Annotated in this window: 28 protein-coding genes and 1 tRNA gene; 15 read left to right on the top strand and 14 right to left on the bottom strand. The window is 71.6% G+C overall.

What is annotated here, in order from left to right:
- Positions 1-13: 13 nt before the first annotated feature.
- From LOK46_RS14455 to LOK46_RS14465, 3 genes are read right to left on the bottom strand one after another with little or no spacing between them, the layout of a single operon-like run.
- The gene (locus tag LOK46_RS14455) at positions 14-373 is read right to left on the bottom strand and encodes a hypothetical protein (protein ID WP_273564399.1); all 360 of its coding nucleotides are present in this window, start codon (positions 371-373) and stop codon (positions 14-16) included.
- Positions 346-564 (bottom strand): hypothetical protein, encoded by a 219-nt coding sequence (locus LOK46_RS14460; protein WP_273564400.1) that lies wholly within the window; start codon positions 562-564, stop codon positions 346-348. Before LOK46_RS14460 ends, LOK46_RS14455 begins: the two co-directional genes overlap by 28 nt.
- A complete protein-coding gene (locus LOK46_RS14465; protein ID WP_273564401.1) occupies positions 554-2,005 on the bottom strand; it encodes an AAA family ATPase in 1,452 nt (483 codons plus the stop codon). Before LOK46_RS14465 ends, LOK46_RS14460 begins: the two co-directional genes overlap by 11 nt.
- A gap of 31 nt (positions 2,006-2,036) precedes the next feature.
- Here LOK46_RS14465 and LOK46_RS14470 point away from each other — a divergent pair, with 31 nt between their 5' ends.
- Entirely contained in the window at positions 2,037-2,267 is a 231-nt protein-coding gene (locus LOK46_RS14470; protein ID WP_273564402.1) for a hypothetical protein, read from the top strand.
- A 228-nt stretch (positions 2,268-2,495) separates the two neighbouring features.
- Here LOK46_RS14470 and LOK46_RS14475 read toward each other — a convergent pair whose 3' ends face one another.
- Entirely contained in the window at positions 2,496-2,936 is a 441-nt protein-coding gene (locus LOK46_RS14475) for a hypothetical protein (RefSeq protein WP_273564403.1), read from the bottom strand.
- 587 nt (positions 2,937-3,523) lie between these two features.
- Here LOK46_RS14475 and LOK46_RS14480 point away from each other — a divergent pair.
- The 6 genes from LOK46_RS14480 to LOK46_RS14505 all read left to right on the top strand — a co-directional run bounded on the left by LOK46_RS14480 (position 3,524) and on the right by LOK46_RS14505 (position 7,151).
- On the top strand, positions 3,524-3,925 hold the full coding sequence (locus LOK46_RS14480; RefSeq protein ID WP_273564404.1) for a hypothetical protein: 402 nt from the start codon (positions 3,524-3,526) through the stop codon (positions 3,923-3,925).
- Complete coding sequence (locus LOK46_RS14485) at positions 3,922-4,182, top strand: hypothetical protein (protein WP_273564405.1); 261 nt, start codon at positions 3,922-3,924, stop codon at positions 4,180-4,182. Before LOK46_RS14480 ends, LOK46_RS14485 begins: the two co-directional genes overlap by 4 nt.
- Positions 4,176-4,574, top strand: a complete 399-nt coding sequence (locus tag LOK46_RS14490) for a hypothetical protein (RefSeq protein ID WP_273564406.1) — start codon at positions 4,176-4,178, stop codon at positions 4,572-4,574. Before LOK46_RS14485 ends, LOK46_RS14490 begins: the two co-directional genes overlap by 7 nt.
- Positions 4,575-4,900: 326 nt before the next feature.
- The gene (locus tag LOK46_RS14495) at positions 4,901-5,254 is read left to right on the top strand and encodes a hypothetical protein (protein WP_273564407.1); all 354 of its coding nucleotides are present in this window, start codon (positions 4,901-4,903) and stop codon (positions 5,252-5,254) included.
- Between the two features lie 186 nt (positions 5,255-5,440).
- Complete coding sequence (locus LOK46_RS14500; protein ID WP_273564408.1) at positions 5,441-6,304, top strand: hypothetical protein; 864 nt, start codon at positions 5,441-5,443, stop codon at positions 6,302-6,304.
- Positions 6,305-6,386: 82 nt separating this feature from the next.
- Positions 6,387-7,151 (top strand): abortive infection family protein, encoded by a 765-nt coding sequence (locus LOK46_RS14505; RefSeq protein WP_012319618.1) that lies wholly within the window; start codon positions 6,387-6,389, stop codon positions 7,149-7,151.
- A gap of 286 nt (positions 7,152-7,437) precedes the next feature.
- Here the strand turns inward: LOK46_RS14505 and LOK46_RS14510 are convergent.
- Together LOK46_RS14510 and LOK46_RS14515 are read right to left on the bottom strand one after the other, a co-directional pair.
- A tRNA-Lys gene (locus LOK46_RS14510) sits at positions 7,438-7,513 on the bottom strand.
- Between the two features lie 100 nt (positions 7,514-7,613).
- Positions 7,614-9,179 (bottom strand): 2-isopropylmalate synthase, encoded by a 1,566-nt coding sequence (locus LOK46_RS14515; protein ID WP_273564409.1) that lies wholly within the window; start codon positions 9,177-9,179, stop codon positions 7,614-7,616.
- 503 nt (positions 9,180-9,682) lie between these two features.
- Here LOK46_RS14515 and LOK46_RS14520 point away from each other — a divergent pair.
- The 4 genes from LOK46_RS14520 (at position 9,683) to ubiB (ending at position 13,584) form a co-directional block, all read left to right on the top strand.
- Positions 9,683-9,868 carry a hypothetical protein gene (locus LOK46_RS14520; RefSeq protein WP_273564410.1) on the top strand — a complete coding sequence of 62 codons (186 nt, stop codon included), beginning with the start codon at positions 9,683-9,685 and terminating at the stop codon, positions 9,866-9,868.
- Between the two features lie 113 nt (positions 9,869-9,981).
- The gene (gene leuB, locus LOK46_RS14525) at positions 9,982-11,091 is read left to right on the top strand and encodes a 3-isopropylmalate dehydrogenase (RefSeq protein ID WP_273564411.1); all 1,110 of its coding nucleotides are present in this window, start codon (positions 9,982-9,984) and stop codon (positions 11,089-11,091) included.
- Positions 11,092-11,204: 113 nt separating this feature from the next.
- Positions 11,205-11,990: a bifunctional demethylmenaquinone methyltransferase/2-methoxy-6-polyprenyl-1,4-benzoquinol methylase UbiE gene (gene ubiE, locus LOK46_RS14530; RefSeq protein WP_273564412.1), complete on the top strand. Its 786-nt coding sequence runs from the start codon at positions 11,205-11,207 to the stop codon at positions 11,988-11,990.
- A gap of 31 nt (positions 11,991-12,021) precedes the next feature.
- Positions 12,022-13,584: a 2-polyprenylphenol 6-hydroxylase gene (gene ubiB / locus LOK46_RS14535; protein ID WP_273564413.1), complete on the top strand. Its 1,563-nt coding sequence runs from the start codon at positions 12,022-12,024 to the stop codon at positions 13,582-13,584.
- Positions 13,585-13,645: 61 nt separating this feature from the next.
- Here ubiB and LOK46_RS14540 read toward each other — a convergent pair whose 3' ends face one another.
- Together LOK46_RS14540 and zapE are read right to left on the bottom strand one after the other, a co-directional pair.
- Positions 13,646-16,621 (bottom strand): response regulator, encoded by a 2,976-nt coding sequence (locus tag LOK46_RS14540; protein ID WP_273564414.1) that lies wholly within the window; start codon positions 16,619-16,621, stop codon positions 13,646-13,648.
- Positions 16,618-17,850 (bottom strand): cell division protein ZapE, encoded by a 1,233-nt coding sequence (zapE, locus tag LOK46_RS14545; protein ID WP_273564415.1) that lies wholly within the window; start codon positions 17,848-17,850, stop codon positions 16,618-16,620. Before zapE ends, LOK46_RS14540 begins: the two co-directional genes overlap by 4 nt.
- A 305-nt stretch (positions 17,851-18,155) precedes the next feature.
- Between zapE and LOK46_RS14550 the strand changes: the two genes are divergently transcribed.
- Complete coding sequence (locus LOK46_RS14550) at positions 18,156-18,749, top strand: GNAT family N-acetyltransferase (RefSeq protein ID WP_273564416.1); 594 nt, start codon at positions 18,156-18,158, stop codon at positions 18,747-18,749.
- Positions 18,750-18,785: 36 nt separating this feature from the next.
- Here the strand turns inward: LOK46_RS14550 and LOK46_RS14555 are convergent, their stop codons facing one another.
- Both LOK46_RS14555 and LOK46_RS14560 read right to left on the bottom strand, forming a co-directional pair.
- Positions 18,786-19,547, bottom strand: a complete 762-nt coding sequence (locus LOK46_RS14555) for a ComF family protein (RefSeq protein WP_273564417.1) — start codon at positions 19,545-19,547, stop codon at positions 18,786-18,788.
- A gap of 30 nt (positions 19,548-19,577) precedes the next feature.
- Positions 19,578-19,823, bottom strand: coding sequence for a hypothetical protein (locus tag LOK46_RS14560; protein ID WP_273564418.1), 246 nt, complete (start codon positions 19,821-19,823; stop codon positions 19,578-19,580).
- A gap of 149 nt (positions 19,824-19,972) precedes the next feature.
- On the opposite strand from LOK46_RS14560, the gene LOK46_RS14565 reads away from it, so the two are divergent.
- Together LOK46_RS14565 and LOK46_RS14570 are read left to right on the top strand one after the other, a co-directional pair.
- Positions 19,973-20,863 carry a methyltransferase domain-containing protein gene (locus tag LOK46_RS14565; RefSeq protein ID WP_273564419.1) on the top strand — a complete coding sequence of 297 codons (891 nt, stop codon included), beginning with the start codon at positions 19,973-19,975 and terminating at the stop codon, positions 20,861-20,863.
- A complete protein-coding gene (locus tag LOK46_RS14570; protein ID WP_273564420.1) occupies positions 20,860-21,222 on the top strand; it encodes a DUF427 domain-containing protein in 363 nt (120 codons plus the stop codon). Before LOK46_RS14565 ends, LOK46_RS14570 begins: the two co-directional genes overlap by 4 nt.
- Positions 21,223-21,240: 18 nt before the next feature.
- Here the strand turns inward: LOK46_RS14570 and LOK46_RS14575 are convergent, their stop codons facing one another.
- Together LOK46_RS14575 and LOK46_RS14580 are read right to left on the bottom strand one after the other, a co-directional pair.
- A complete protein-coding gene (locus LOK46_RS14575) occupies positions 21,241-22,752 on the bottom strand; it encodes a DUF6880 family protein (RefSeq protein ID WP_273564421.1) in 1,512 nt (503 codons plus the stop codon).
- 52 nt (positions 22,753-22,804) lie between these two features.
- The gene (locus LOK46_RS14580; RefSeq protein ID WP_273564422.1) at positions 22,805-23,044 is read right to left on the bottom strand and encodes a DUF2188 domain-containing protein; all 240 of its coding nucleotides are present in this window, start codon (positions 23,042-23,044) and stop codon (positions 22,805-22,807) included.
- Positions 23,045-23,183: 139 nt separating this feature from the next.
- Here LOK46_RS14580 and LOK46_RS14585 point away from each other — a divergent pair, with 139 nt between their 5' ends.
- Complete coding sequence (locus tag LOK46_RS14585) at positions 23,184-23,435, top strand: hypothetical protein (protein WP_273564423.1); 252 nt, start codon at positions 23,184-23,186, stop codon at positions 23,433-23,435.
- A gap of 6 nt (positions 23,436-23,441) precedes the next feature.
- Here LOK46_RS14585 and fabI read toward each other — a convergent pair whose 3' ends face one another.
- Together fabI and fabB are read right to left on the bottom strand one after the other, a co-directional pair.
- Complete coding sequence (gene fabI, locus LOK46_RS14590; protein ID WP_273564424.1) at positions 23,442-24,272, bottom strand: enoyl-ACP reductase FabI; 831 nt, start codon at positions 24,270-24,272, stop codon at positions 23,442-23,444.
- Positions 24,273-24,638: 366 nt separating this feature from the next.
- Positions 24,639-25,865, bottom strand: coding sequence for a beta-ketoacyl-ACP synthase I (gene fabB / locus LOK46_RS14595; RefSeq protein ID WP_273564425.1), 1,227 nt, complete (start codon positions 25,863-25,865; stop codon positions 24,639-24,641).
- Between the last annotated feature and the right edge of the window lie 64 nt (positions 25,866-25,929).

The raw sequence follows: 25,929 nt of genomic DNA on the forward strand, positions 1-25,929 counted from the left end.
TCTTGGGGCTCCATCAGGTGGGGTCGACGGCCCAGCAGGAGCCGTCGGCGGCGAGGATCACGAGGGCGGCCGCGCTCACCGGCGCGCCGTCCTCCAGGTGGAAAAAGGGCCCGCGGTAGGGGCAGAAGCGAACCCGCAGCGCCTCGCGCGGGACGGCTCCGGATTCGATGGGGACGCCCCGGACGAAGGCGACCACTTCCCGGGCGCGGCGAGCCTGGATGCGGCGGACGCCGGCGACCGAGACACGGAACACGGCGCCCGCCAGGAACAGGGTCTCCACGTGCCCGGCGATGCGGCCGGCGCGCCGTACCGACCAGCAGCGGCGGCTGAGATTGCGGTAGGCGTCTACGGGAGCGGCAGCGGGCGGACGCATAGCGCGACGGCCTCCGCCTCCAGGGCCATCCGGAGGTCGTCCTCGCGTCGGAGCCGGCCGGCGCCGTCCAGGGCGATGAGCCGGTCGACGCGGAGCGCCATCGCGACGGCGACGAGCCCGCAGACCCTCCGGGTCGCCCAAGAGAGCCGCAGACGGTCGCGGACCGCGTGGAGGTCCTCGTCAGGCGGCATCGGAGGCCTCCTCCGGCTCCGGCAGCGCCGCCCGGATCAGCCTGATGGCGTCCGAGACGGCGGCCGCGTCGATTGCGTTGACCTGGCCGGCGCAGGCCAGCTTCAGGACGTGGAGCGTCAGGGAGGCCAAGGCCTCGCGACGGGCGGCGGGGGTCTCGATGTGCTGCATGTCGCTCTCCTGGTTAGTGGCGGGGGGGGCTGCGGCGGGACCCTCGTCCCGGGCCTGCAGCACGACTTCGACGAGGCGGACGAGCCGCCGGATGGAGCCCCCTGGCCACGCCTCGGCCAGTGACGCCATCTCGATGGCATCGAGCGTCCCCCAGCGCTCGTCGAGGCCCTGCCGGCGGCAGACCTCGCGGGCGACCTGCGGTGCCAGGGCGGCGAGGTGATCAGCCGTCGGCTCGTCGACGCGGGCCACTACCATGCGGTCGCGAAGCGGTGTCGGCAGCGAAGAGGCGTCGTTGGCCGTGCAGAGGAAGAGGACACCGGTCAGGTCGACCGGGTGGCAGAGAAAATTGGACGGCCACGCCGCGGCCGTCTCGGTGTCCATCTGACCCAAAAGGACGTCGTGCAGCTTGCCCGAGTTGCTGTCCCTGGACCCGCCGGCCTTCTCGACTTCGTCGAGCATGGCGATGAACGTACGTTGCTTGAGTTCAACGAACGCGGCGGTGATGAAATCTTGCTGTGCGCTAACCCAACGGATGGGGGTTCCACCGTAGGAGTTGTCGGACGCGTTATCGCATTGGTAACGCTCAATCCGCAGCCCGGAGACCTCGGCGACGCTCCGACACATCGCGGACTTTCCGGCGCCCGCGGGGCCGTCGGCGCAGACGACCGCGTGCCCCCAGAACTCCCGCCCGCCCTGGCTGCGGCGGATGACCAGGAAGAACTGGCCGCCGTTCGGATGCCGGGCGAGCAGGGCGTGCTCCCAGGTATCCCAGTCCGCAGGCACACGCACGCCGGGTAGCGGCACGTCGAGGACGCACTTCAGAATGCGCTGGAGCTCCTTGACGTTGTCGGACCTCCCGGCGCCTTCCAGGACGGAGGGCGGGAAGATGACCGCGCTGCCGGCCGGCGGGGTCGGCTCGGCCGCCGCCTTCCGGAAACCCGCGAGCGACGCGTGCTTGGGCGCGGGTTCCTCGGCCTCCCGCTCGCTGGCCCTGGCCTCGACGATTGCGTCCCGGACACGCTCCCGAGTGGCAAGCGCCACTTGAGCGACGTACTCCTCACCGGCTTCGCGCCACTGGCCCACGACGTCGTAGCGCTGCGTCCCGGGGATGCACTGCGGCGTGTAGAAGCCGTCGAGCATCTCGCAGCCGAGAAGCGTGGCGATGAGCGCGGCGCGGCCCTCGACGGCGCCGTCCCTGCGGGCGTGGCGTGCCACGACGCCCCGGAGGCGGTCGGCCGCTAGCCGGTCTCCCAGGGATGCCAGGTGGTACACCAGCCGGTCGTCGAGGTCGTCGAGGGGGGCTGTGGATGCCGTACCCGAGGTCGAGTTCGACGTCCTCGGCCGGGCGGAGCCGCAACAGGCGGTCGAGCTCGGTCGATGCGGTCAGCAGCCTGGTTTGGAAGACGCGGCGCGCCACGCGGTCGATGCCGTGCCGTGCCCCGACGAGCTCGGCGCACGTGTGGTACGTGCTGCTGAGGAGCTCGGCCATCACCTCGAAGCCGCCCACCGCCTCGACCAGGGCAGGCCGGTCTAGGGCCACGACGTCCGGCCACTGGGTGACGAGGTGCTCGTAGAGGTCGCGGTGGGCGCTGCCGCCGACGGGGCTGGCCCCGCACAGGAGGGCGCGCGTCGTCGGGTGCGCGCTGGGGGCGCGTGGGTTCATCATCGGGGGTGTCCTCGTTACCCGCGCCACAGGCGAAAGCCTTGGGCGCGTCAGTCCGGGAACCTACTCGCCGGGTGTTAAGGACAGGTCAACGAATCCTTAACGGTCAGCTTCTCGGTCCTCGACAATTGTAGTGGTCGGCCGCTCCCTGGCGTCCCGGGCGCCGAGGACCAAGGCCAGGGCGGCGTCCATGCCGGCACGGGAGACGACACCGAGGTCGTGACGGTCCGCCGGCGGCGTCCGCATCAGGTTCTCGCCCTGGGTGTAGGGCCCTCGGTCCACGAGCTCGACCGCCGCCAGCAGCAAGTAGCCCATCGCCCTCGGTGTCCCCGCCGCGGCCGCGCTCCCGAGGAGCCTGAGCACCCATAGCGGCAAACCGTTCTTGGCAACGCGGTCGGGCGTAACCGTGCGCCTGTTGAGGGAGGTGACCCTGGCGAGGCTGTTCACGTAGTCGCCGCCCCAGAGAGCGGTGGCGGCTGCGTCGACGGCAGCCGCGAGATCCTCGGCGATCTCCTCGTGCGTCACGGGGCGACCATCCACGTGGGGCGTGCGGCCCTCGTAAGTTAGGGGAGCACCGTCAACGACGCCGACGGCATCGGGGACATCCGGGACGGGTCGGAGCAGGAGAGGCATGCCCCGGCATACCATGAGGACTGAAACGAGAAAGGGCTCGCCGATGGCGAGCCCTGTTTCGGTGCGCCCTCCTGCGAGCGGGAGGTATACGCGTCTGTGGTTCTGGTCCCCGCGGCGACTGGTTTGCCCTCCCGAGGCCGGGAGGAGGTTTCGAAACTCCTCGCTAAAGGAGTTGCCGCAAGGTTCGCCCTCCCACCGTGCGGGGTCTTCACTCACCGCAGCACATGCGGTGAAGGGTGGTCCCCCTCCCCCACCGGGAGGAACCCACTTCGCCAACGTGGCTGTTAGCGAGCCAAGGGTTGCCCTCCCGTCGCCGGGAGGTGGACCGATCTTCGACCTGGCTCTTCTCAAAGTTAGGTCTGCCCCCGCCGAGGCGTGGGATGCGTTCGGACATAAGGAGCACGCGCCTACCGTCAAGCCGACCCGCTCGCTCGCTTGTGGATAGCGTCGCTCCGCGGGAGCCTCCCCCTCGTGCGGGACGGGAGGCGATTCGGATGGACCAGCGCGAGTTCTACTGGGTGCGGGTGAAGTGCGAGCGTGGCACCCAGCTTGCTGAGAAGATCTGCGACGAGCATGGGCTGACCCGCTTCGTCCTGCCGGGCAGGCTGGCGGCGCACCATCCCGGGGCGGTCGACGTCATCGCGCGCGTCCCGGCGCCAGGCGAGCCGCTTTCCTCCGGAGACGAGGCAGCTGCCCTGGAGCGCGCTATCGAGCGAATGGGATGGCCGGAGATCCGGACGTTCGAGGCCGAGCTCGCGCGCGGGCAGGACGTCGCCGAGGACGCGGGCGGCTTCATGCTCCGGGCGGTCCGCAAGCTGTTCGGGCTGCCGGCGCCGAAGGCCTCGGTCATCACCTACCAGCAGGCCGCACGCGCCATGGTCCGGAGGGCGGCATGAGGGAGCGCATGCTGTTCGCCTCGATGGCGCAGCCCCTCAAGCCGGAAAAGGGGCGAAAGGACGGCTCCTGCAACCGAACCGCTTGCCAGGCACCCCTGAAGGGTAAGCGCCAGTGGACGATGGTGGACCACTCCGTCGTGGACGGCAGGCTCTACTACTGCGCCCGCTGCGCCTGGGACTTCAATGCCTGGGACCGCGAGATCGGGGTCACCCTGCGCTGCACGCCCGACCTGCCAGAAGGTGACATGGCATGCTGACCGACGAAGAGCTTCAGGACCTCGCCCGCACCGTAGCCAACCTGCCGCCGGAGCATGAGCGCATCGGCATCGACGCGGTCGCCGCCATCCGTGACGCGCGCGCCCGGCAGGAGCAGGAGCGCATCGCCGACCTGCGGTCGATGACCGACCTCCAGGTGGCGGTGCTCATGGACGTGCAGGGTCTTCGGCGCGAGGCGGCACTGACGCTCCTGCGCGATGCCGGCTTCGTCCGGGGCGCCGTCCTGGAGAAGGCCTACCGCGAGGGATACCACCGCGGCGCCCTCGACGTTCACGCCGGCCCTGGGGCGGTGCCGGCTCTGCCGGACGAGGGCGACCCCGACTACGTGACGATGCGCGGCTACGACCTCGCCGACCTGATGAAGGGGGCCTGAGCATGCCCGCCATCTCCACCGAGGTCAGCCTGACTTTCGAGAGCATGTCGCCCCTCGTTGCTGCGGCGGCCGCCTGGGAGGGCAGCCCGTCCACGTTCGAGGCCTACGCCTCCCACATGGAGCGCTCCATGGGTCTCACCTGGGGTGCGATGCTTGAGGCCGCGCTGGTCCCGCCCGTGAGATCCAGGCCGTCGAACAGGCAACCCGTACCCGGGGTGAACCGGCTCAACCGCCGGGCGGCCGCAGCGCGCGCGGAGGTCCTGACATGGGCAGCACCCGGAGCGCCTGGAGCCCGAGGTCGTCGAGGTCGTGTTGACGGTGGTGGCATGACTGACCCCCGGGACATCGCATCCTGGGCCGACGCCAACGTGATGCTCTGTGCGAAAGGCGAGCCGGACGGCCTGCGCCTCACCGGCTACCAGCGAAGCGTCGTGGAGGCCTTGGCCGAGCCCGGGGTGACAGTCAGGTTCCTGACGCCGGCTGAACTGCAGCGTCGCCGGGGGCTAAGCCCGCTAGATGCCCTCCTCATGCTGGGCGCGGTCGACGCCGGCGAGGAGGTCCTGTTCTACGAGCGCGCCCGGGACGAACTCCGGGATGGCGCCGCCGCGGCGAAGGCCACCTGGGACCGGCGTGGGGGCGTCCCCATCAACCCGCGGTTCGCCGCCCGACGCGACCGTTAAACCGACCTGCCGCTTTCGCCGCGAGCGCCTTACCCGACGGCAACCTTGGCCGCATACGGGCCGCCGCGATTCGGTTTCCGGTAACCCGCCCCGGCGACAGTCGGGACTATGACGAGATCTCGCACTCAGACCATCGACCCCATGAGCCCCCCGGTCGGCCGGGAGGGTCTGACCGTAGGCGTACCCGTGCCTGTCGACGTCCGGGCATTCTCGGACGCAGCGGAGCTTGAGGCCGACCCGATCTGGCAATCAGCACCCATCACCAAGAAGGCTCGCCCGATGCTGTTGGCGCGCCCCTTCCGCGGAACGCGCATCAGCCCGATCCTCACTGAGGGCGGCGACGCGCTGGTTCTGCAGTATACAGAGAACGACCCGAAGTTCGGCAGCGGCACCCTCGTATCGAATACCCCGACACGGGAGATTATGCGGTGGCAGGACCGCATCCTCATCGTCTGGGCGAACCGCGTCGAGGTCATTCATCGCGGCCGGACCGTCGGCTTCGCCAAGCGGCGTGCGGTGGACGAGCCGGCCAAGGACCTGCTGGCACAGATCTACGCTGACAACGACAGGGCCCGCGAGGTGCGGAACCTCGTCGCGGTCGAGCGCGTCAGAGAGGCCCAGAACCGCCTGACCGTATCGGAAAGCTACCTTCGGACGGCCGTCGGGACGGTCAACAAAATGGCGCCGACCGACCCGGACTTCGACGTCGTTGCCGACCAGGTGATGGCGTATATCCGCCACATGGAGGTCGACCGCGAGATGCTCGGGGAGATCTGCGACCGCATCTTGGTTGAGCCCGGAATGCCGGACGATGTCGCGGTTGAGATCCTGCGGCGGCGTCTCGAAGCAATGTCGCCGGAGGTCTGGTGCGCTCTGGCTGGGGCGGCCGGCGCCGGTGCGTTCCAGCCGGCGTGGGTCGAGGCGCACGTGAACACGCTCTTGGAAGCGCCGGACGAGCCCCGCCTGGATGAGAGGGTCCGCCGAGCGGTCGAGATGGTCGATGCGCATCGGGGCCACGTGAGCGCCGGAAATCCGGCGGAAGCGGATTGATACTTGCTCCGTCGGCACCTGAGGTGCGCACGTGCGCACCCGGCGGCATGACGGTAGCCTGGGCCTGTAGTCAGGAGGCCCCATGGACGACATGCCGGAGACGCTCATCGAGCGGGTCGCGATGATGGAGGGCATCCTCGTCGCGGCCGCGACCGGGGGCTCCCCCGACGGGCACGCCTACGAGATCCTCAGGCGCGAACTGCTCCACGACGACGAGGCCAAGGCGCTCCTGCCGGCGTTCGTCCGGACCTCCCGCACGCTCGATGCATTCTGGCCGTACATCAAGGACCGCTACGGCCGGTACGCGGAGCGGCGAGCATTCATTCGCGAATCCTTCACGCCCCTGATGGACCACCTGGAGGGCCGCAACCGGTCCCCCGGCGACGCCGTGGTCAACGATGCGCTCGCTTCGTTCGATGCCGACGGCGTGCATGCGGTCTGGACCAAGGCCCTGGCGCGCCGGACTGCCGACCCCGAGGGCGCTATCACGGTCGCGCGCACCCTGCTGGAGGCGGTATGCAAGCACATCCTCGACGGCCTCGGCATCGCCTACGCGCCCCGGGACGACCTGCCCAAGTTGTACGGCGCCGTCGCCCGCGGGCTGCGGCTCGCCCCGGACCAGCACCGCGAGGAGCCGATCCGTGCCATCCTCGGCGGGGCGATGACCCTGGTGAACGGGCTCGGCACGCTGCGGAACCGGTTCTCGGATGCGCACGCCGACGACCCGCCGACGGAGGAGCGGCCGCGGGTCCGGCCGTCGCCCCGGCACGCCAGCCTCGCCGTCAACGCCGCCGGCGCCATCGCGACCTTCCTCGTCGAGACCTACCAGGAACGCGGCAAGCCCTAGCCGACGGGGCAGGCACACTTTCGAGCCGGACGCCATCAAGTCACTTGATGTCCCCTGCCCGGGGCGTGGCCTGGAACGGGACGCGCGGGCGGTGGCAGCCTCAATCCGTGACGCCTGAAGGACCGGCCGCGAGCCGGTTTCCCGCGCCGCCGACCACCCTGCCGGACATGGCGTCCGAGCGGGGCCTTTCCGCATGCGCCCGCCCGAGTTCCGCCCGAGTAGGAAATCCGCCCGAATGGGGAGGATCCGCTGAGCGGCTAAATACCTGTAGATGCTAGGGAGTGTTTGGTGGGCGCACTAGGGTTCGAACCTAGGACCCGCTGATTAAGAGTCAGCTGCTCTACCAACTGAGCTATGCGCCCGATCGCATCTGCGACCGCCCGGTGGCCACCAAGTCCGTCCGGGGTGGCGGGCTGATACCAACGCGGCCGGGGCCTGTCCACCCCCGGCCGCCTCTTTTTCTCATTCTGCCGCCGCATGCTGTGCATGCACGCGCACGGAATGGGCCGACAGCTTGTTCAGCGCCGAGAGATACGCCTTCGCGGACGCCACTAGCGTGTCCGGATCGGCGCCGCGCGCGGTGACGCTCCGCTCTCCGTCCCGCAGGCGCACCGACACCTCCGCCTGCGCGTCCGTCCCGCCGGTCACGGCGTGCACCTGGTAGAGCTCCAGCTGCGCCTGGTGCGGAACCAGCGCCGAGATCGCGTTGAACACCGCGTCGACCGGCCCATTGCCGTCCGCCTCCTCGATCCGCGTGCCGGTCTCGTCGGCGATGCGCAGCGTGGCGCGCTGCGGTCCGCGGGTGCCGGCGATCACCGACAGGGAGACCAGCCGGATCCGGTCGTGGGCGGTGGCGAGGTTCTCGTCGACCAGCGCCTCGATGTCCTCGTCGTAGACGTGCTTCTTCCGGTCGGCCAAGGCCTTGAACCGGTCGAAGGCGTCCTGGAACTGGTTGTCCGACAGGTGCAGGCCGAGATCCTCCAGCTTGGAGCGGAACGCCGCCCGGCCGGAGTGCTTGCCCATCACCAGGGAGGTTTTGGTCAGCCCCACGGAGGCCGGGGTCATGATCTCGTAGGTCTCGGCGTTCTTCAGCATGCCGTCCTGGTGAATGCCGCTCTCGTGTGCGAAGGCGTTACGGCCGACGATCGCCTTGTTGAACTGCACCGGGAAGTTCGTGGCGTGGCTCACGAGCTTCGAGGCGCGGGTCAGCATGGTCGACTCGACGCCGGTCTCGTAGGGCAGCACGTCCGCGCGGGTGCGCAGCGCCATCACGATCTCCTCGAGCGCGGCGTTGCCGGCCCGCTCGCCGATGCCGTTGATCGTGCACTCGACCTGCCTGGCGCCGCCCTCGATGCCCGCCAGGGAATTGGCGATCGCGAGGCCCAGGTCGTTGTGGCAGTGGACCGAGAACACGGCCTTGTCGGCGTTCGGCACGCGCTCGCGGACGTTCGCGAACATGTCGCGGTACTCCGACGGCGTGGCGTAGCCGACCGTGTCGGGGAGGTTGATCGTCGCGGCGCCGGCCTTGATCGCCGCCTCGACGCAGCGGCACAGGTAGTCGAGCGGCGTGCGGGTCGCGTCCATGGCCGACCACTCCACGTCCTCGACGAGGTCGCGGGCCTGGGCCACGGTTTTCAGGATGATCTCGACGACCTCGTCTTGGCTCTTGCGCATCTGGTGCGCGAGATGGATCGGCGAGGTCGACACGAAGGTGTGGATCCGCGCGCGCTTGGCGTGGCGCACGGCCTCGCCGGCCCGGGCGATGTCGGCAGGGATCGCGCGGGCGAGGCCCGCGATGGTGGCGCGCTTGGTCCGGCGGGCGATCTCCGAGACCGCCTCGAAATCGCCGTTCGACGCGATCGGGAACCCGGCCTCGATGATGTCGACGCCCATCGTGTCGAGGAGTTCGGCGACCGCGAGCTTCTCGTCGAAGGTCATGGTGGCGCCGGGGCACTGCTCGCCGTCGCGCAGCGTGGTGTCGAAGATCAGGATCCGGTCGCGGGCGGAGGCGGTGCTGGTCGTGGTCATGGCATTACCCTGTCGCGGGCCGCCCGGCTCGTGATGGCGCGGCGCGGCGTGGTGCCCTCGCGGGCGGATTCGCGAATGAAAGAACTCCCCTGAAGGCCCAGGCGCGCGCCCGGACGGCCCTCAGGGGCGGGTAAGCAGGAGCGGAAGAAGGAGCCCGGAGCGGCGCGCACGGGACCGAAGCGCCGTAGAGGCGGCGCGGGCGGTCTCGATCGCTGAGCCGGCTCTGGCCAAGGCTCGTCTCTCCTGTCGGCGACCCGCGCGGGACGTTCTCACGGCGCGGTGCCGCCCGTAGGTATCCCTGCGGCGGCCGGAACACAAGCGAGACCGGCGTCAGGACGCGCGGGCCAGGACGGTCACGGTCGGTGCCGCCGCGAGGACCAGCGCCGCGAGGACCAGCGCCGCGAGGACCAGCGCCGCGAGGACCAGCGCCGCGAGATCGTCGCCGACCCGAATCTGCCGGGCGGCCCCGGCCTCGTGCGCGGTTCGACGCGATTCGCCCGAAGGTGCATCTGACCGTCAAGGTGCGGGCGCAGGATCCTCTCGCCGGGACCGTCGCCCAGGACGTCCGGCACAGTGTCCGGCGGCCGGAGCGGACAGGGCCCATCCTCGCGGAAGCGGTCGCCGCCGAGCGGGTGAAGGTCGTGGGCGGCTTTTCCGACATCACCATCGGCCGGGTCGCGGTCCTCTGACCGAGGTCGCGATCTGCCCCGCGTGGGCGCGGGCGGCTTCCCGATGCTTGCCAATGACGGTGCAGCCTCGATAAAGCCCGCCCGCACGTCGAGACCAGAACCGCGAGACCGTCATGGCCAGCTACAAGCTCCTGCTCCTCCCCGGCGACGGGATCGGCCCGGAGGTCGCCGGCGGCATGCAGGTGGTGCTCGACACCCTCAAGGAGACCGGTCTCGCGACCTTCGAGACCGAGACCGACCTGGTCGGCGGCTCTGCCCTCGACGCGCACGGCGTCCCGCTGGCGGACGCGACCCTGCAGCGCGCCAAGGACGCGGACGCGATCCTGCTCGGCGCGGTCGGCGGTCCCAAATGGGCCGGCGTCGCCTACGAGAACCGCCCCGAGGCCGGCCTGCTGCGCCTGCGCAAGGAACTCGACCTGTTCGCCAACCTGCGCCCGGCGATCTGCTACCCGGCGCTGGCCGAGGCCTCGGCGCTGAAGCGCGAGCTGGTCGAGGGGCTCGACATCATGATCGTCCGCGAGCTCACCGGCGGCGTCTATTTCGGCGAGCCCAAGGAGATCGCCACGCTGGAGGACGGCTCCAAGCGGGCGGTCGACACCCAGGTCTACACGACGGGCGAGATCGAGCGGATCACCCACGTGGCCTTCGACCTCGCGGGCAAGCGCTCGGGCCGAGTCGCCTCGGCCGAGAAGCACAACGTGATGAAGTCGGGCGTCCTCTGGAAGGAGGTCGTCACCAAGGTGCACGCCGAGCACTACGCCGACCTGCAGCTCGAGCACATCCTGGCCGACAATTGCGCCATGCAGCTGGTGCGCCGGCCGAAGCAGTTCGACGTTCTGGTCACCGACAACCTGTTCGGAGACGTGCTCTCCGACATCGCCGCCATGCTCACCGGCTCCCTCGGCATGCTGCCGTCGGCCTCGCTCGGCGCGGTCGACGCGAGCGGCCTGCGCCGCGCGCTCTACGAGCCGGTCCACGGCTCGGCCCCCGACATCGCCGGCCAGGACAAGGCCAACCCGATCGCCATGATCGGCTCGCTCGCCATGTGCCTGCGCTACTCCTTCGGCCTCGGCGACGCCGCCGACGCCCTCGACGGCGCCATCACGGACGCCCTGACGGGCGGCGCGCGCACCGCCGACATCGCAGGCGAGGGCTCCAACCCGATGGGCACGCGCGGCATGGCCAGCGCCGTGGCGGACGCGCTCCGCGCACGGGTCGGCTGAGGCACGTCTGCGGCGCGTCGCAGCACCGGGGTCGATCCCCAGCCGCGTGTTTCGACGCATGGCGGTCGGGCGCGACCTTCGCTATGACGCGCCCATCGAGGATTGGGAGCGTCATGAAGGCCGGAGACGGGGCGTCTGAGCGCGCGAGCGCGGATTTCGGCTACGAGCGCGTTGCGCTCGACGAGAAGCAGGGGCGCGTCGACAGCGTCTTCCACTCGGTCGCCCGCCGCTACGACATCATGAACGACCTGATGTCGGCGGGCCTGCACCGGGCCTGGAAGGCGCAGCTCGTGTCGATGCTGCGGCCGCCGCAGAACCGCGCCTTCGCGCATCTCGACGTCGCCGGCGGCACCGGCGACGTGGCCTTCCGCGTGCTGGCCGCGGGCGGTCCGCGCACCCGCGTCACCGTCCTCGACATCAACGAGTCGATGCTGCGGGTCGGCGCCGAGCGGGCGCGGGAGCGCAAGGTCGACGAGGCCGGCGACCGGATCGCCTTCGTGACCGGCAACGCCGAGGCCCTGCCGCTGCCCGACGCGACCTTCGACGCCTACACGATCGCCTTCGGCATCCGGAACGTCCCGCGGATCGAGACGGCGCTCGCCGAGGCGCGGCGGGTGCTGAGGCCCGGCGGGCGCTTCCTCTGCCTGGAATTCTCCGCTGTCGACATCCCGCTGCTCGACCGGATCTACGACGCCTACTCGTTCAACGTGATCCCGCGCATCGGCGCCCGGGTGGCCGGCGATGCCGAGTCGTACCGCTACCTCGTCGAATCGATCCGGAAGTTCCCGACCCGCGGCGCCTTCGCGGGGATGATCGAGCGCGCGGGCTTCCGGCACGTCACCGACCGGGCGCTCACGGGCGGGATCGTGGCGATCCATTCGGGCTGGAAGGTCTCTTGACCGCCGGCGCGCGCGACGGGAGCCAGCACCGGTGATCAGCGCGGCCGTCAACCTGTTCCGCGGCGCGCGGGTCGGCTTCGTGCTGGCCCGCGAGGGCGCCCTCGCCTTCGCCGACCCCTCCGAGCTGCCGCCGCACCTGCGGCTCGCGCTGCGGATCGGGCGCTCTCTGGAGCGGCCGGGCCTCGACGACGGGGCCGCGCGGCTGTCGGCGGCCATGACCCGCCTCGGCCCGTCCTACGTGAAGTTCGGCCAGTTCCTGGCGACGCGGCCCGACATCGTCGGCGTGCGCGCGGCCTTCGACCTGGAGAAGCTGCAGGACCGGGTGCCGCCCTTCCCGCAGGCGGTCGCGCTCCGCACGGTCGAGGCCGCCCTCGGCAAGCCCGTGAGCGCCCTGTTCGTCTCGTTCAGCGAGCCGATCGCGGCCGCCTCGATCGCGCAGGTCCACAAGGCGATCGTGCAGGATCCCGACGGCACGCAGCGCGCGCTCGCCGTGAAGGTGATGCGGCCCGGCGTCCGTGAGCGCTTCATGCGCGACCTCGAGGTCATGCGCTTCATGGCCCGCGTGGTGCACGCCCTGTCTCCGCAGGCGGAGCGGCTGCGCCCGCGCGAGGTGGTGGAGATCCTCGCCCGCTCGGTGCTGATGGAGATGGATTTCCGCCTGGAAGCGGCGGCCGCGTCCGAACTCGCCGAGAACACCAAGGACGATCCCGACTTCCGCGTGCCGAGGCCGGAATGGGAGCTGACCGCCCGCGAGGTGCTGTCGGCGGAGTGGATCGAGGGGACCCGCCTGCACAGCGCCGCGGAGCTCGCCGCCCAGGGGCACGATCCGCAGACCATCGGGCGGACCATCATCCAGAGCTTCCTGCGGCACGCGATCCGCGACGGCTTCTTCCACGCCGACATGCACCAGGGGAACCTGCTGGTCGACGCCGAGGGCCGCCTCGTGGCGGTGGATTTCGGCATCATGGGCCGCCTTGGCCCGAACGAGCGCCGCTTCCTCGCCGAGATCCTGCTGGGCTTCATCCTGCGCGACTACCGCCGGGTGGCGAAGGTTCATTTCGAGGCGGGCTACGTGCCGGCCCACCACTCCGTGGAGGATTTCGCGCAGGCGATCCGCGCGATCGGCGAGCCGATCCACCAGCGCCGGGCCGACGAGATCTCGATGGCCAAGGTCCTGACGCTGCTGTTCGACATCACGGCCCTTTTCGACATGAGCACCCGCACCGAGCTGGTGATGCTCCAGAAGACCATGGTGGTGGTGGAGGGCGTCGCCCGCTCCCTCGACCCGCGTCTCGACATGTGGACCACAGCCGAGCCGGTCGTGCGCGCCTGGATCGCCAGGAACATGGGGCCGGTCGGCCGGGCGCAGAGCGGCCTTGAAGCACTCAAGGTGGTCTCCGACGTCGTCGGTGACATTCCGGACCTCGCCATGCGGTTGAAGCGCGTCCTGGTCCGCCTCGACGAGACCGGGACGGACGACGCCCGCCGGCTGGAGCGCTTCGCCCGCAATGAGCGCTACCGCGCGATCTGGTCGACGCTGGCCCTCTGGGGGATCGCCGTCGGCGCGCTAACGCTGGCGTTCCGGGGTCTCTGACGCGGCACCCGCCCCTGATCCGGGACCAGTACTGCCGCGCCGTCCTGCCGCGCGCGCGTGCTCAGCCGAGCGCGGATGGCGCCGGGGGCGCGTCGTCCGTCGCGGGGACCAGGGCACGCAGCTCGCGGGCGAGTTCGTTGAGTCCGGTCGAGCCCTTGGCGAGCACCCGGTCGGCCTGACCGGCCAGGCGGCGCCGGTCCTCGGCCGTGATGTCCTTGGCGGTGAGCACCACCACCGGAATGTCGCGGCTGTCCGGACGGGCCCGGAGAGCGCGGAGGAACGCGAAGCCGTCCATCTCCGGCATCATCAGGTCGAGGAGGATGAGGGACGGACGTTCCGCCTCGAGGGATTCGAGGGCGCGCATGCCGTTCTCGGCCTCGCGGACCGGGAAGCCCTCGCGCGCGAGATAGGCGCAGACGTGATCGCGCACGTCGGCCTCGTCCTCGACCACGAGGATCGCGCCGTCGCCCGAGGCGAGGCGGAACCGGTCGACGATCTGGCGCAGGCTCCCCCAGTCGATCGGCTTCTGCAGGTAGTCGGTGGCGCCGAGGGAGAAGGCGAGGTTCTGCTCGTCCAGAACCGTCACCATCACGATAGGCGTCGCGCCGATGTCGGGATCGGCCCGGATGGCCCGCAGCACCGCCCATCCGTCCATCTGCGGCATGGTGACGTCGAGGAGCACGGCCCGGGGATGCAGGTTGCGGGCGAGATCGAGCCCGCGCCGCCCGTCCTCGGCGACCGTCACCGCGAAGCCCTCGCGCTCCAGGAAGCGCGCCAGCAGATCGCGGGTCGCGGCGTCGTCGTCGACCACCAGGATCGTCCCGCGGTCGCCGGCATCCGAGGCGGCCGGCTCAGCGTCCTCGCCCGCGCCGGACTCGAAGCGTGCCGGCAGCGTCAGCGTGAAGGTCGTGCCGGCCCCGTCCCGGCTCTCGACCGCGATCGCGCCGCCCAGCATCTCGGCGAAGGCCCGGGTGATCGCGAGGCCGAGGCCGGTGCCGCCGAACCGGCGCGTCGTGGAGGCGTCGGCCTGGGTGAAGCGCTCGAACAGCTTGCCGACCTGCTCCGGCGTCATGCCGATGCCGGTATCGGTCACGGAGAAGCGCAGGGCGCCGTCGGCGCGGGCGACCGCCAGGGTGATCCGGCCGTCCTCGGTGAACTTCGCGGCGTTGCTCAGGAGGTTGATCAGGCACTGCCGAAGCTTGGTGACGTCGGTGTGGGCGCTGCCCAGGTCCGGCTCCAGCTCCAGCGCCAGGGTGTTGCCCTTCTTGGCGACGAGCCCCTCGACCGTGACCGCCACTTCCTGCACCACGCTGGCGACGTCGAAATCCTCCGCGAAGATCTCGACCCGGTCGGCCTCGATCTTCGAGATGTCGAGCACGTCGTTGATCAGGCCGAGGAGGTGGCGGGCATTGGTCTCGATCTTCTTCATGTCGGTGACGAGATCGGCCTCGCCGATATCCTCCAGCTCCTCCTGCACCATCTCGGAATAGCCGATCACCGCGGAGAGCGGCGTGCGCAGCTCGTGGCTCATATTGGCCAGGAACTGGCTCTTGGCCGCGTTGGCAGCCTCGGCGGCCGCGCGCGCGGCCTCGATGGCGGCCTCGGCCTCCTTGCGCTCGGTTATGTCCGTGTGGGTCCCGACCCACTCGCGCAGGGCACCGTCGGGTTCGAGGATCGGGACGGCGCGCACGCTCATGTGCCGGTAGGCGCCGGAGGCGGCGCGGAGCCGATGCTCGGTGGCGTAGGGTTCCAGGCTGGTCACAGCGCTCGCCCACGCGGCGCGAGTGTGCGCACGGTCCTCCGGGTGAACCGCGTCGAGGAAGCCGAGCCCCGCGTAGGCGGCCTCGTCCTGGCCGGTGAAGCGGGTCCAGGCGGTCTGGCGGCGGTGCAGGCTGCCTTCCGGGTTGGCGGTCCAGACGATGGCGGCGCTCGCCTCGATCAGCGAGCGGAAGCGCTCCTCGCTCCGCCGCAATCGGGTTTCCGCGAGGTGGCGGATGGTCTCGTCGACCACCACGAGGCCGACGCCCTCGACGCTTCGGTCGGCCGCCGCGCTCTCCTCGCCCCGGAGCGGATAGAAGCTCATCGAGAAGTGCCGCACGCCTCCCGGCGCCGAGGGGGTCGGCACCGCGACCGGGACGTTCGGCGAGACCAGGCCCTCCTCGAGGGCCGCGGCCAGCTTCGGGGCCAGCTCCCCGCGCAGCGTCGGGAGCATGGCCCAGATCGGCGCGCCGAGATCGGCCCCGAAACCGCGCTCGCTCATGGTGGCGAGCGCCCGGTTCATGTGACGGATCTTCAGGTCGCGGTCGAGGAAGCCGAGCCCGACGGTCGCGTTGGCGAGCACGCCGTCGAGGAGGCGCGACATGCGCAGCGATTCCTGCCGTCGCACCAGGGCGAGGCGCGCCAGCAGCACGATCGCTCCGAGGGCCGCCGCGGCGGAGAGCAGGAACAGCAGGAGCCCGCGCCAGCCCTCGCGCGCCTGCAGGGCGGCGAGCTGCTGCAGGGTCGCGTCCTGGCGGGCCGCCGCCTCGGCGCGGATCGCGTCCATGAGGCGCTTGCCCTCGCCGGTCCGGACGAGGTCGATGGCGGCGTCGAAGCCCCGGTTCCGCCGCGCCTCCACCACCCGGGCGGCGAAGTCGCGCTTCTGCGCGATCAGCCCGGCGAGCGACGGACCGCCGGCCCGCACCGGCTCCTGCGCGGCGGCGCCGAGGCCGGTCAGCTCCGTGTCGATCTTGGTGAGGGCGGCCGTGTAGGGGCGGAGGTAATCCTCGCTGCCGACCAGCACGAAGCCGCGTTCTCCCGTCTCCAGGTCCTTGACCTCGGAGATCAGGCGCTCGATCCCGGCGATCGTCGCGTTCGCCCGGGCGGTCGCGGCCCGGTCGGTCTCGCCGGTCACGTAGTTGGCCGTGCCGCTGCCCAGGGCGACGATCAGCAGGATGAAGGCGGCCGGGGAGCCCAGGAGCCAGCCCAGCGGGCCGGCGCCGCGCCAGTTGCGCCGACGCAGCCCGAAGATCGATCCGGCACGCGACGGGGCGCTCACGTCTCCACCAGCCCGGTGGTGGCGCCCGACGCCTCGGAATCGGGCCGGCCGTGCGGCTGGCCGAGATACTCCCGCGACCGCATCTCGATCAGGCGCGAGACGGTCCGGTCGAACTCGAAGGCCTCGCGGCCGGTCTGTGCGGTGTAAAGGTCCTGCGCTTCCGCCGCCGCGGAGGCCACGAGCTTCACGTGCCGGTCGTAGAGCGTGTCGACCAGCGTGATGAAGCGCTTGGCCTCGTTCCGCTCCGCCTCCCCCATCACCGGGATCCCGTCCAGGATCACCGTGTGGTAGGCGCGGGCGAGCGCCATGTAGTCGGAGGCGCCGAGGGGTTGGCGGCACAGATCGTCGAAGCCGAACCGGGCCACGCCGGTGGCCTGCTCGGGAACCGCCACGGCCCGGCCGTGGACCGTGACCGTCGTCGGGAGGCCGCGGGTCTTGCCGGTCAGGGCCTTGAAGGCGGCGTCGAGGGCCGCGCGCGCCGCCGAGTCGGCCGGCACATGGTAGACGGCCGCGCCTCCGAGCTTCTCGAGTCGGAAGTCGGTCCGCGAATCGAGCCGGACGACGTCCACGCGCTCCTTCAGAGTCGCCACGAAGGGCAGGAACAGTGCCCGGTTGAGGCCGCCCTCGTAGAGCCGGTCGGGCTCGACATTCGAGGTCGCGACGACGGTGACGCCACGCCGGAACAGGTGGTTGAACAGGCGCCCCAGGATCATCGCGTCGGCGATGTCGGTGACGGTGAACTCGTCGAAGCACAGCAGGGTCGCCTCGTCGGCGAGCTGGTCGGCCACCGGGCCGATCGGGTCGTCGCCCTTGACGGTGCCGGCCTTAAGCGCCTGCCGGTAGGCGTGGATGCGCTCGTGCGCGTCGGCCAGGAAGCCGTGGAAATGGACCCGCCGCTTCGGCTCCGGCGCCGACTCGTGGAACAGGTCCATCAGCATGGTCTTCCCGCGCCCGACCGAGCCCCAGATGTAGAGGCCCTTGATCGCCTCGGCCTCGTCCTTGCGGCGGAACAGCCACCCCAGGGCGCTCGTCTTGCTGGCCCGCTTGCGGCGCTGAAGGTCGAGGACCAGCCGGTCGAGGGCGCGCACCAAGTGCGCCTGGGCCGGATCGCGCTCGATGGCGCCGGTGGCCACCAGCGCCTCGTAGCGCTCGTGGACCGGGCCGGGTGAGACCGCGCCGGCGAGCGCCGCCGGCGACGGTGCGATGGACTTGCCGGATCTGTCGTTCACGCCGCCGGTTCCTCGCTGCTGATCGCGGCACCGGTTCGGCACCCCCCGCGCCCGCGTCGGCGGTCAACGACCCGGGGCCCGTTCCAGTGCCGCGCAAGCTCGGCCTGAATCAAGCCCGCGGCCGAACAGCCGCAGGGAAGCGTCCCATCGACGCGTCTCATTGGTCCCGCGCATGGCAGGCACGCGGGCGGCCCAGCACTCTGCTGCATTGCACAATGAATACGGAGATGCGACACCCCGGCGGACTTTTGGGAGGAGCGTCCGGGTCACCCCGCGCGGCAGCGCGCACGAACCGGAGCTTCATCATGGCGGTACAAGCCCTCGATGGGCCGGCCCACACCATCCGGCGTCTCTGGCCGGCGGACCGCGCGGCGGTCCTCGACTACTTCCTGCGGCTGGATCCGGAGACCCGGGCGAGCCGCTTCATGGGCAATGTCAGCGAGGCCGGAGTCCGGGCCTATGCCGCGCAGTCACTGACCGCGGAGGGCGTGATGTACGGCGCCTTCGTGGGCGGCGTGCTGCGCGGTCTCGCCGAGTTGCGGCCCATGGGGCCGGGCGCGTCCCGCTACGCCCTGGGGCCGCACGCGGAGGCGGCCTTCGCGGTCGAGCAGACCTTCCGCCGGAAGGGGATCGGTGCCGCCCTGTTCGCCCGGATCGCCCGCTCGGCGCGGCATCGCGGGGTCAAGGATCTCCACGTCCGCTGCCTGTCGGGCAACGGGCCGATGCTGCGGCTGGCGGCCAAGCACGGGGCGGCCCTGCAGCACGAGGGTCGCGAGATCGAGGGCGCCCTGCACCTCGCGCGTCCGACGCCGTTCTCGCTCTGGTACGAGGGGATCGCGGAAGCGTTCGACTTCACCCTGGCGGCGAGCTTCCCCGAGCGGATGCCGGCCGGGCGCTGAGGCGGGTCCCGCTGCCGGCACCGCGGCCGCCGACCCTCAACCGGCGGTGTCGCCGACGAGTGCGAAAGTCAGGAGATCCACGGACGTCGCCCCGCCGCGCAGGAGCGCCCGTGCGGCCGCGTTGCCGGTGGCGCCGGTGGTCATGACGTCGTCCACGAGGAGAACCCGCCGTCCGCGGACGCGGTGCTGCTCGGCGACCGCGACCCGGAAGGCGCCGCTCAGGTTCTCGGCCCGCGCCGCGCGGCTCAGGCCGACCTGGGACCGCGTGGCGCGCACGCGTACCAGGGCCGTGGCGACGCACGGCCGTCCCGCCGAACCGGCGATCGCCCGCGCCAGCAGGGCGGACTGGTTGAAGCGCCGCCGCCACAGGCGCCCGCGATGGAGCGGCACCGGAACGAGGCACTCGGCCTCGGCGATCAGGGTCCGGCCGCTCGCGGCCATCATCCGGGCCATGACGCCGGCGAGATCGAGGCGGTCCTCGTATTTCAGACGATGGACGAGCCGCCGCGCGACGGCATCGTAGAGGGCGACCGCCCGGGCGCGGCCGAAGACCGGCGGTTCCGCGATCGCGCGGGGCGAGAGGAGCGGGCCGACCCCGAGGTCGACCGCGAAGGGCGTGCCGTAACGCTGGCACACCGGTTCCTCGATCAGGCGCAGGCTCGACCAGCAGGACGGGCAGAAGGCGCCCGGATCGGCGGTGGCACCGCCGCAGCCCGCGCAGGTGGGCGGGTAGACCAGGGAGAGGACCCCGCGCGGCAGGCCGCGCAGGGCCGTGGCGACGGCCTGGAGGACCGTCATGCGCGGAGCGCGCCGCCTCGGGGCCTCGCCTCAGTGCGCCGAGACGGGGCGCGCCTGCGGGGCCATCTGCTGCTGGTCCACTTGGCGGTCGCGGGCATTGGCGCGGTGGCGGCCGATGGCGCAGCCGGCCGCGGCGCCGACGAGGCCGTGATGGCCGGCGTAGTGACCCGCGATGCCGCCGACGATGGCGCCCTTGATGCAGCCTTTCGCCTCGGCGCCGCCCGCGGCGGCCAGGGTGGTGAGGGCCACGGCGGCCCCGACGAGCATGCGCTTCATGATCTGTGCTCCCTGAGAGAACTCGGCCGTTGGGCCGGTTGCAGCAGGAACAGCGACGCTCCCGAGTCGTTCCAGCATCCTAGCGCAGCTCACGAGACCGTGCGCGGGGACGGTGGCGCGGCGCGGTCGCAGATGCCATCTGCCCATCGATGGATGCTCCCGCCGCCCTGTTCGACACGCCCCTCGCCCGCCGCCGCCTCGCTCGGGCCGCGCGCCGCGGCTACCCGGGCTTCCTCCTCGACCGCCTCGTGGAGGATCTCGACGACCGGCTCGGCGCCGTCCTGCGCAGCTTCGTGTCGGTCCTCGACCTCGCCACGCCGCGTCCCGCGGCGACCCGGATGCTCGCCGCCCGCTATCCGGCGTCACGGCAGGTCCGCCTCGCGGCCCTGCCCGAGCCGGGCGGCGACCTGATCGTCGGCGATCCCGAGGCGTTGCCGCTGGCAACGGGGAGCCTGGACCTCGCCGTGTCGCTGCTGGCCCTCCACGCCGTGAACGACCTGCCGGGCACGCTGATCCAGCTGCGCCGCGCCCTGCGGCCGGACGGGCTGTTCGTCGGCTGCCTGCTCGGCGGCGCGACGCTGACCGAGCTGCGCCAGAGCTTCGCCCAGGCGGAGAGCGAGATCGAGGGCGGGGTCAGCCCCCGCGTGGCGCCCTTCGCGGCGGTGCGCGAGGCCGGCGCCCTGCTGCAGCGGGCGGGCTTCGCGCTGCCGGTGGCCGATACCGACACGCTGACGGTCCGCTACGCCGACCCGTTCGGCCTGATGCGCGACCTGAGGACCATGGGCATGACCAACGTGCTCACCGAGCGGCGGCGGACGCCGCTCCGGCGCGCGACGCTCCTGCGCATGGCCGAGATCTACGCCGAGCGGTTCTCGGACCCGGACGGTCGCGTGCGGGCGACCTTCGAGGTGCTGTGGCTCTCGGGCTGGGTGCCGCACGAGACCCAGCAGAAGCCCCTGCGGCCCGGGACCGCGAAGACGCGCCTCGCCGACGCGCTCGGGACCGTCGAACTGAAGCCCGAGGGAGGAAACACGCCATGAAGCTGCCCGGACCGGACCACCCGATCACCGTCGAGCCCGAGTCCCGCCGCGTCCGCGTCGTCGTGGCGGGCGTCGCGGTCGCCGAGACCCGGAACGCCCTGCGGCTGCAGGAGGCTCAGTACCCACCGGTGTTCTACGTGCCGCGGAGCGATATCCGGGCCGATCGCTTCGTCGCTTCGGCGCGGACGAGCCACTGCCCGTACAAGGGCGACGCCCACTATTTCGACCTCGTCGTCGACGGCGATCGGCGCCCCGACGCGGTCTGGAGCTACGGGGACCCGTACCCGGCCGTCGCGGCGATCCGCGACCACGTGGCGTTCTACCCGGACCGGGTCGACGCCATCGTGCTGGAGGACTGAGCCGGCCGCGCGCCCGGTTCAGTCGCGCACGAGGCTCCAGAACCCGTGCTTTCGGCCGTGCGCCTGCCGGAGCGCCGCGCGGTAGGCCCGCGGATCCGGATCGACGTCGCCGGCCGCGAGGCGTCCCGCCAGGGCATCGAGTTCCGCGAGGTAGCGCGCCCCGTGCGGGTAGGCGGCGCTGCGCCCGGTCTCGAGGATGGAGTCGAGGAGACGGCGATACAGGAGCGTCGCGGCCTGGGGGTGATCCTGCGCCAGCGCCTCGGCGACTGGCGCCAGCACCGCGTACTGGTCGCCCTGCCAGGTCTCAGGCCGCGCGACGACCAGCGCGGCCGCGCGGCGCAGATCCGGCCAGCCTGCCAGGAAGGCGAGCGCCCGATGCGGCTGCGGGAAGGCCTCGGCGTGGTCGAGGGCGCGATGGAGCGCCTCCTCGTCCTCGAAATCGGGCAGCTTGGCGAGGAAGGTGCGCAGCATCGGCGCGTCGAGTTCGCGCTCGAACCGGCCCCAGCGCAGGGCCTGCGCCTCGTCGCCCCGGCCGAGCGCGTCGAGGATCTCGATCTCCAGCGCCTGCCGCTCCCGTTCCGGTCCGCGCAGGTCGAAGCCGGCGATCAGGTCGGCCCGGGTGGCGATGCGCAGGCCCGGGTCCTGCATGCGCCGGATCCAGTCCAGCGCCTCGGCAGGGCGCCCGGCGTCGAGGAGCCGCCGGGCGACCGCGACGCGGTTCTCCCGCCCCGGCAGCATCGCGCGTTCCAGAGCGATGAAGGCGTCCGGGTCGCCGCGCCGGTCGGCGATGGCCTGCCGCAGGCGCAGGATCTGGATCCGGGCCGCCTGCCGGTGGTGCGTCGCCTCGCGCCTCGGATTGCCGCCCTGCGGCAGCGCCGCTGCGGCGGCGGTGAGTCGCTCGTCGATCTCGGCGAGGGACGGCTCGGGCAGCCCCGGGATCATGTCGCCCAGGACGGTCCCGAGGGGGCCGAACGGATCCGCTGCGAACGGCTCGACGAGGCGCGCGGCCACGCCGGCGGCGTCCTCCGGCGGCAGGGCGCCGGCGATCTCCACGAAGGCCACGGAGGCGCGGTCGAACACCCCCTGCACGGCGCCGGTGCTGTCGTCCACGCGGTTCAGGACCGCGTCGGCACCGTCGAGGAAGCGCCGGAGCCGGTCGAGCGCGGCCCCCGGATCGAGGGGCCGCAGCTCGTTGAGGATCACCGTCACGGTCGTGTTCAGGTCGGCCGCGAAGGTCCGGCGCTTCTGCCAGTCGATGTAGCCCTGAGCGCCCTCCAGGGCCGTCAGCCGCCGGTCGACGATCGCCGCGACCGCCTCGGGGCCCTGGAGCGAGGCGAGGGCGGCGCTCACCAGCTTCTTGAAGGCCGGGTTGCGCCCAGTCTCGCCGAGAATCAGCGCGATCAGCCGGTCCGGGCCGAGCGCCGCCAGCGTTTCCGGCGACGGGGTCGTCCGGCGCGCGCCCTTCGGCAGGGCGGGCACTTCGCGGCCGGCCGGCGCCGCGGCCGGGGTCACGCGCCGCGCGCGCGCCACGAAGGTCCCCGTCGTTGCCCCGGATGCCGCATGTCCGCCCCGCCCGCCGCGGCTACTCCACGACCCGGGCGCGGGGCCGGTCGCTGCCCTGCGCGGTCTCGTCGTGCCAGCCGCCGGCCTGATCCTGGTAGCGGATCCCCTCGGTCGAGCCGGGGACCTGCTGCTCCGCCGCCGCCGCCTGCGCCGCCTGCAGCGCCTCCTCGCGGCTCGGGAAGGTCTCGGAGAACACGTCGCCGACCTTGTAGGCGAAGCCGCCGTCGTGCTCCACGATGTGATAGGTAACCTCTGACATCACGCCTCCTGTACGCGCCCAATCATCGTTGAGCGCGAACCCGCCGGACGCGCCGGGGTTCCAGGCGACGGGGCTTCGGCCTCCGATCTGCCGGAAAGTGGACCTAACCCGGCGCGGTCCCGGCACGCAGACGACGACGATGCAGCTTCGCCCGATCCTCGCCCTCGCCCTTCTCCTGGTCGCCCTTCCCGCCAGCGCCGAGGAGGGCTTCCTCGACAAGCTGTTCGGCGGCTCCGGGCGCGGGGCGCCGCCCAATCCCTTCGCGTCGAACTACCCGTCGGCGCCGCCCTCGCCCGAGGAGGCACGCGCCGCGCGGGAGCGGCGGTCGGTCCGCGGCGAGCGCGGCACACCGGCCGGTCCCCTCCCGCCGGGTCGCATCCCGGAGGAGTGAGGCGCCTCAGGCGTCGCCGACGACGCCGGCCGCGTCCTGCGCCTGCAGCACGTCCGGGCGCGGCATCGAGATGATGTTGTAGCCGGCATCCACGAAGTGGACCTCGCCGGTGACGCCGCCCGAGAGCGGCGACAGCAGGTAGAGGGCCGAACCGCCGACATCATCCAGGCTGACCGTGCGCCGCAGCGGCGCGTGGGCCCGCTGGTGGTTGAACATGAGCCGCGCGTCGGCGATGCCGGCGCCCGCCAGGGTCCGCATCGGGCCCGCTGAGAGCGCGTTGACCCGGATCCCGTCCGGGCCCAGGTCGCTCGCCAGGTAGCGCACCGAGGCCTCGAGCGCCGCCTTGGCCACGCCCATGACGTTGTAGTTCGGCATGACCCGGGTCGCGCCGCCGTAGGTCAGGGTCAGCAGCGAGCCGCCCTCGTTCATCCGCTTGGCCGCGCGCTGCGCGATCTCGGTGAACGAGAAGCACGAGATCGTCATCGTGCGCACGAAGTTCTCGCGGGTCGTCACGTCGACGTAGCGGCCCTTGAGCTGCGCCTTGTCGGAGAAGCCGATGGCGTGGACCACGAAGTCGAGGCCGCCGTCGAAGCGTGCGTCGAGGGCCTCGAAGGTCGTGTCGACGGAGGCGAGATCCTCGACGTCGCAGGGCAGGACGATGTCCGAATCGAGTTTGGCGGCGAGCGGTGCCACCCGGCGGCCCAGGGCCTCGCCCTGATACGTGAAGGCCAGTCGCGCGCCCTGGGCGTGCAGGGCCTTGGCGATTCCCCAGGCGATCGAGTGATCGTTCGCGACGCCCATGATCAGGCCGCGCTTGCCTGCCATCAAACCCGTCATGCCGACTCACATCCTGACCGAGCACGCCGGACTCGCGAAGCGGGCCCGGACCGGGTCGCGACGAGCGAACCGCGGCAGGCTGCCTTAACGCGGCTCGCGCCGCGTTCCAAACGCGGCGTCGGCCGGCAGCGGGCAAAAAAAAGCCCCGCCGGCGGGCGGGGCATCGGTGGCGTCGCGGCCGGGCTCAGAAATGCCCGTCCGTGTGGGAATCCGCTTCCTCCAACACGATCTGCTTCGCGTAGATTGCGGCAACACCGGCGATCATCAGGCCGCCCAGCGTTCCGAAGATGAAAGTCCCCATCGCCACCACCAGATCTCAACAGCGGGTAAACGCCGGCCTCAGGCCGGCGGTTCCGCGCTCGTCGATCAGGCGTCGACGTGCTTCAGGACCAGGGTGGCGTTGGTGCCGCCGAAGCCGAAGGAATTGGTCAACACGTGGCCGAGCTGCGCGTTGTCGCGGCGCTGCTGCAGGATCGGCATGTCGGCGAAGGCCGGGTCCAGGGTGTCGATATGCGCGCTCTCGCAGATGAAGCCGTTGTTCATCATCAGCAGGCTGTAGATCGCCTCCTGAACGCCGGTGGCGCCGAGGGAGTGACCGGTCAGCGACTTCGTGGCCGAGATCGGCGGGCAATCCTCGCCGCGGCCGAACACCTCGCGGATCGCCTCGATCTCCTTGTCGTCGCCGACCGGGGTCGAGGTGGCGTGCGGGTTGATGTAGTCGATCCGCGCGCCCTTCAGCCCGTCCAGCGCCTGGCGCATGCAGCGCACGGCGCCCTCGCCCGACGGCGCGACCATGTCGTGCCCGTCCGAGGTGGCGCCGTAGCCCGCGACCTCGCCGTAGATCCGGGCGCCGCGCGCCTTGGCGTGTTCCAGCTCCTCGAGGACGAGCACGCCGGCGCCGCCCGCGATGACGAAGCCGTCGCGGTTGGCGTCGTAGGCGCGGGAGGCCCGGGACGGCGTGTCATTGTACTTCGACGACATGGCGCCCATGGCGTCGAACAGCACCGAGAGGGTCCAGTCGAGATCCTCGCAGCCGCCCGCGAAGATGATGTCCTGCCGGCCGCCCTGGATGATCTCGGCGGCGTTGCCGATGCAGTGGTTCGAGGTCGCGCAGGCGGAGGAGATCGAGTAGTTCACGCCGCGGATCTTGAACCACGTCGCCAGCGTCGCCGAGGCGGTCGACGACATCGCCTTCGGCACGGCGAACGGGCCGATGCGCTTGGGTCCCTTGTCCCGCGCGATGGCGGCGGCCTCGACGATCACGCGGGTCGAGGGGCCGCCCGAGCCCATGATGATGCCGGTGCGCTCGTTCGAGATGTCGCCCTGCTCCAGGCCCGCATCCTGGATCGCTTGATCCATGGCGACGTGGTTCCAGGCGGTGCCGCCGCCGTGGAAGCGCATCGCGCGCCGGTCCACCGCGCCCTCCGGGTCGAGGGTGGGCGCGCCGGAGACCTGGCTGCGGAAGCCATGCTCGGCGTAGCTGGCGTCGCGCGCGATGCCCGAGCGGGCCTCGCGCAGGGAGGCGAGCACCTCCTGCGTGTTGTTGCCGATGGACGAGACGATGCCCATCCCGGTGATGACGACACGGCGCATGATGGTGACACTACCTCCGTCGCGGTCCCGGTCGCCCGGGCCGCGTCACGGTCAGCTAAGGTGA

Source organism: Methylobacterium sp. NMS14P, assembly GCF_028583545.1.
GTDB lineage: Bacteria > Pseudomonadota > Alphaproteobacteria > Rhizobiales > Beijerinckiaceae > Methylobacterium.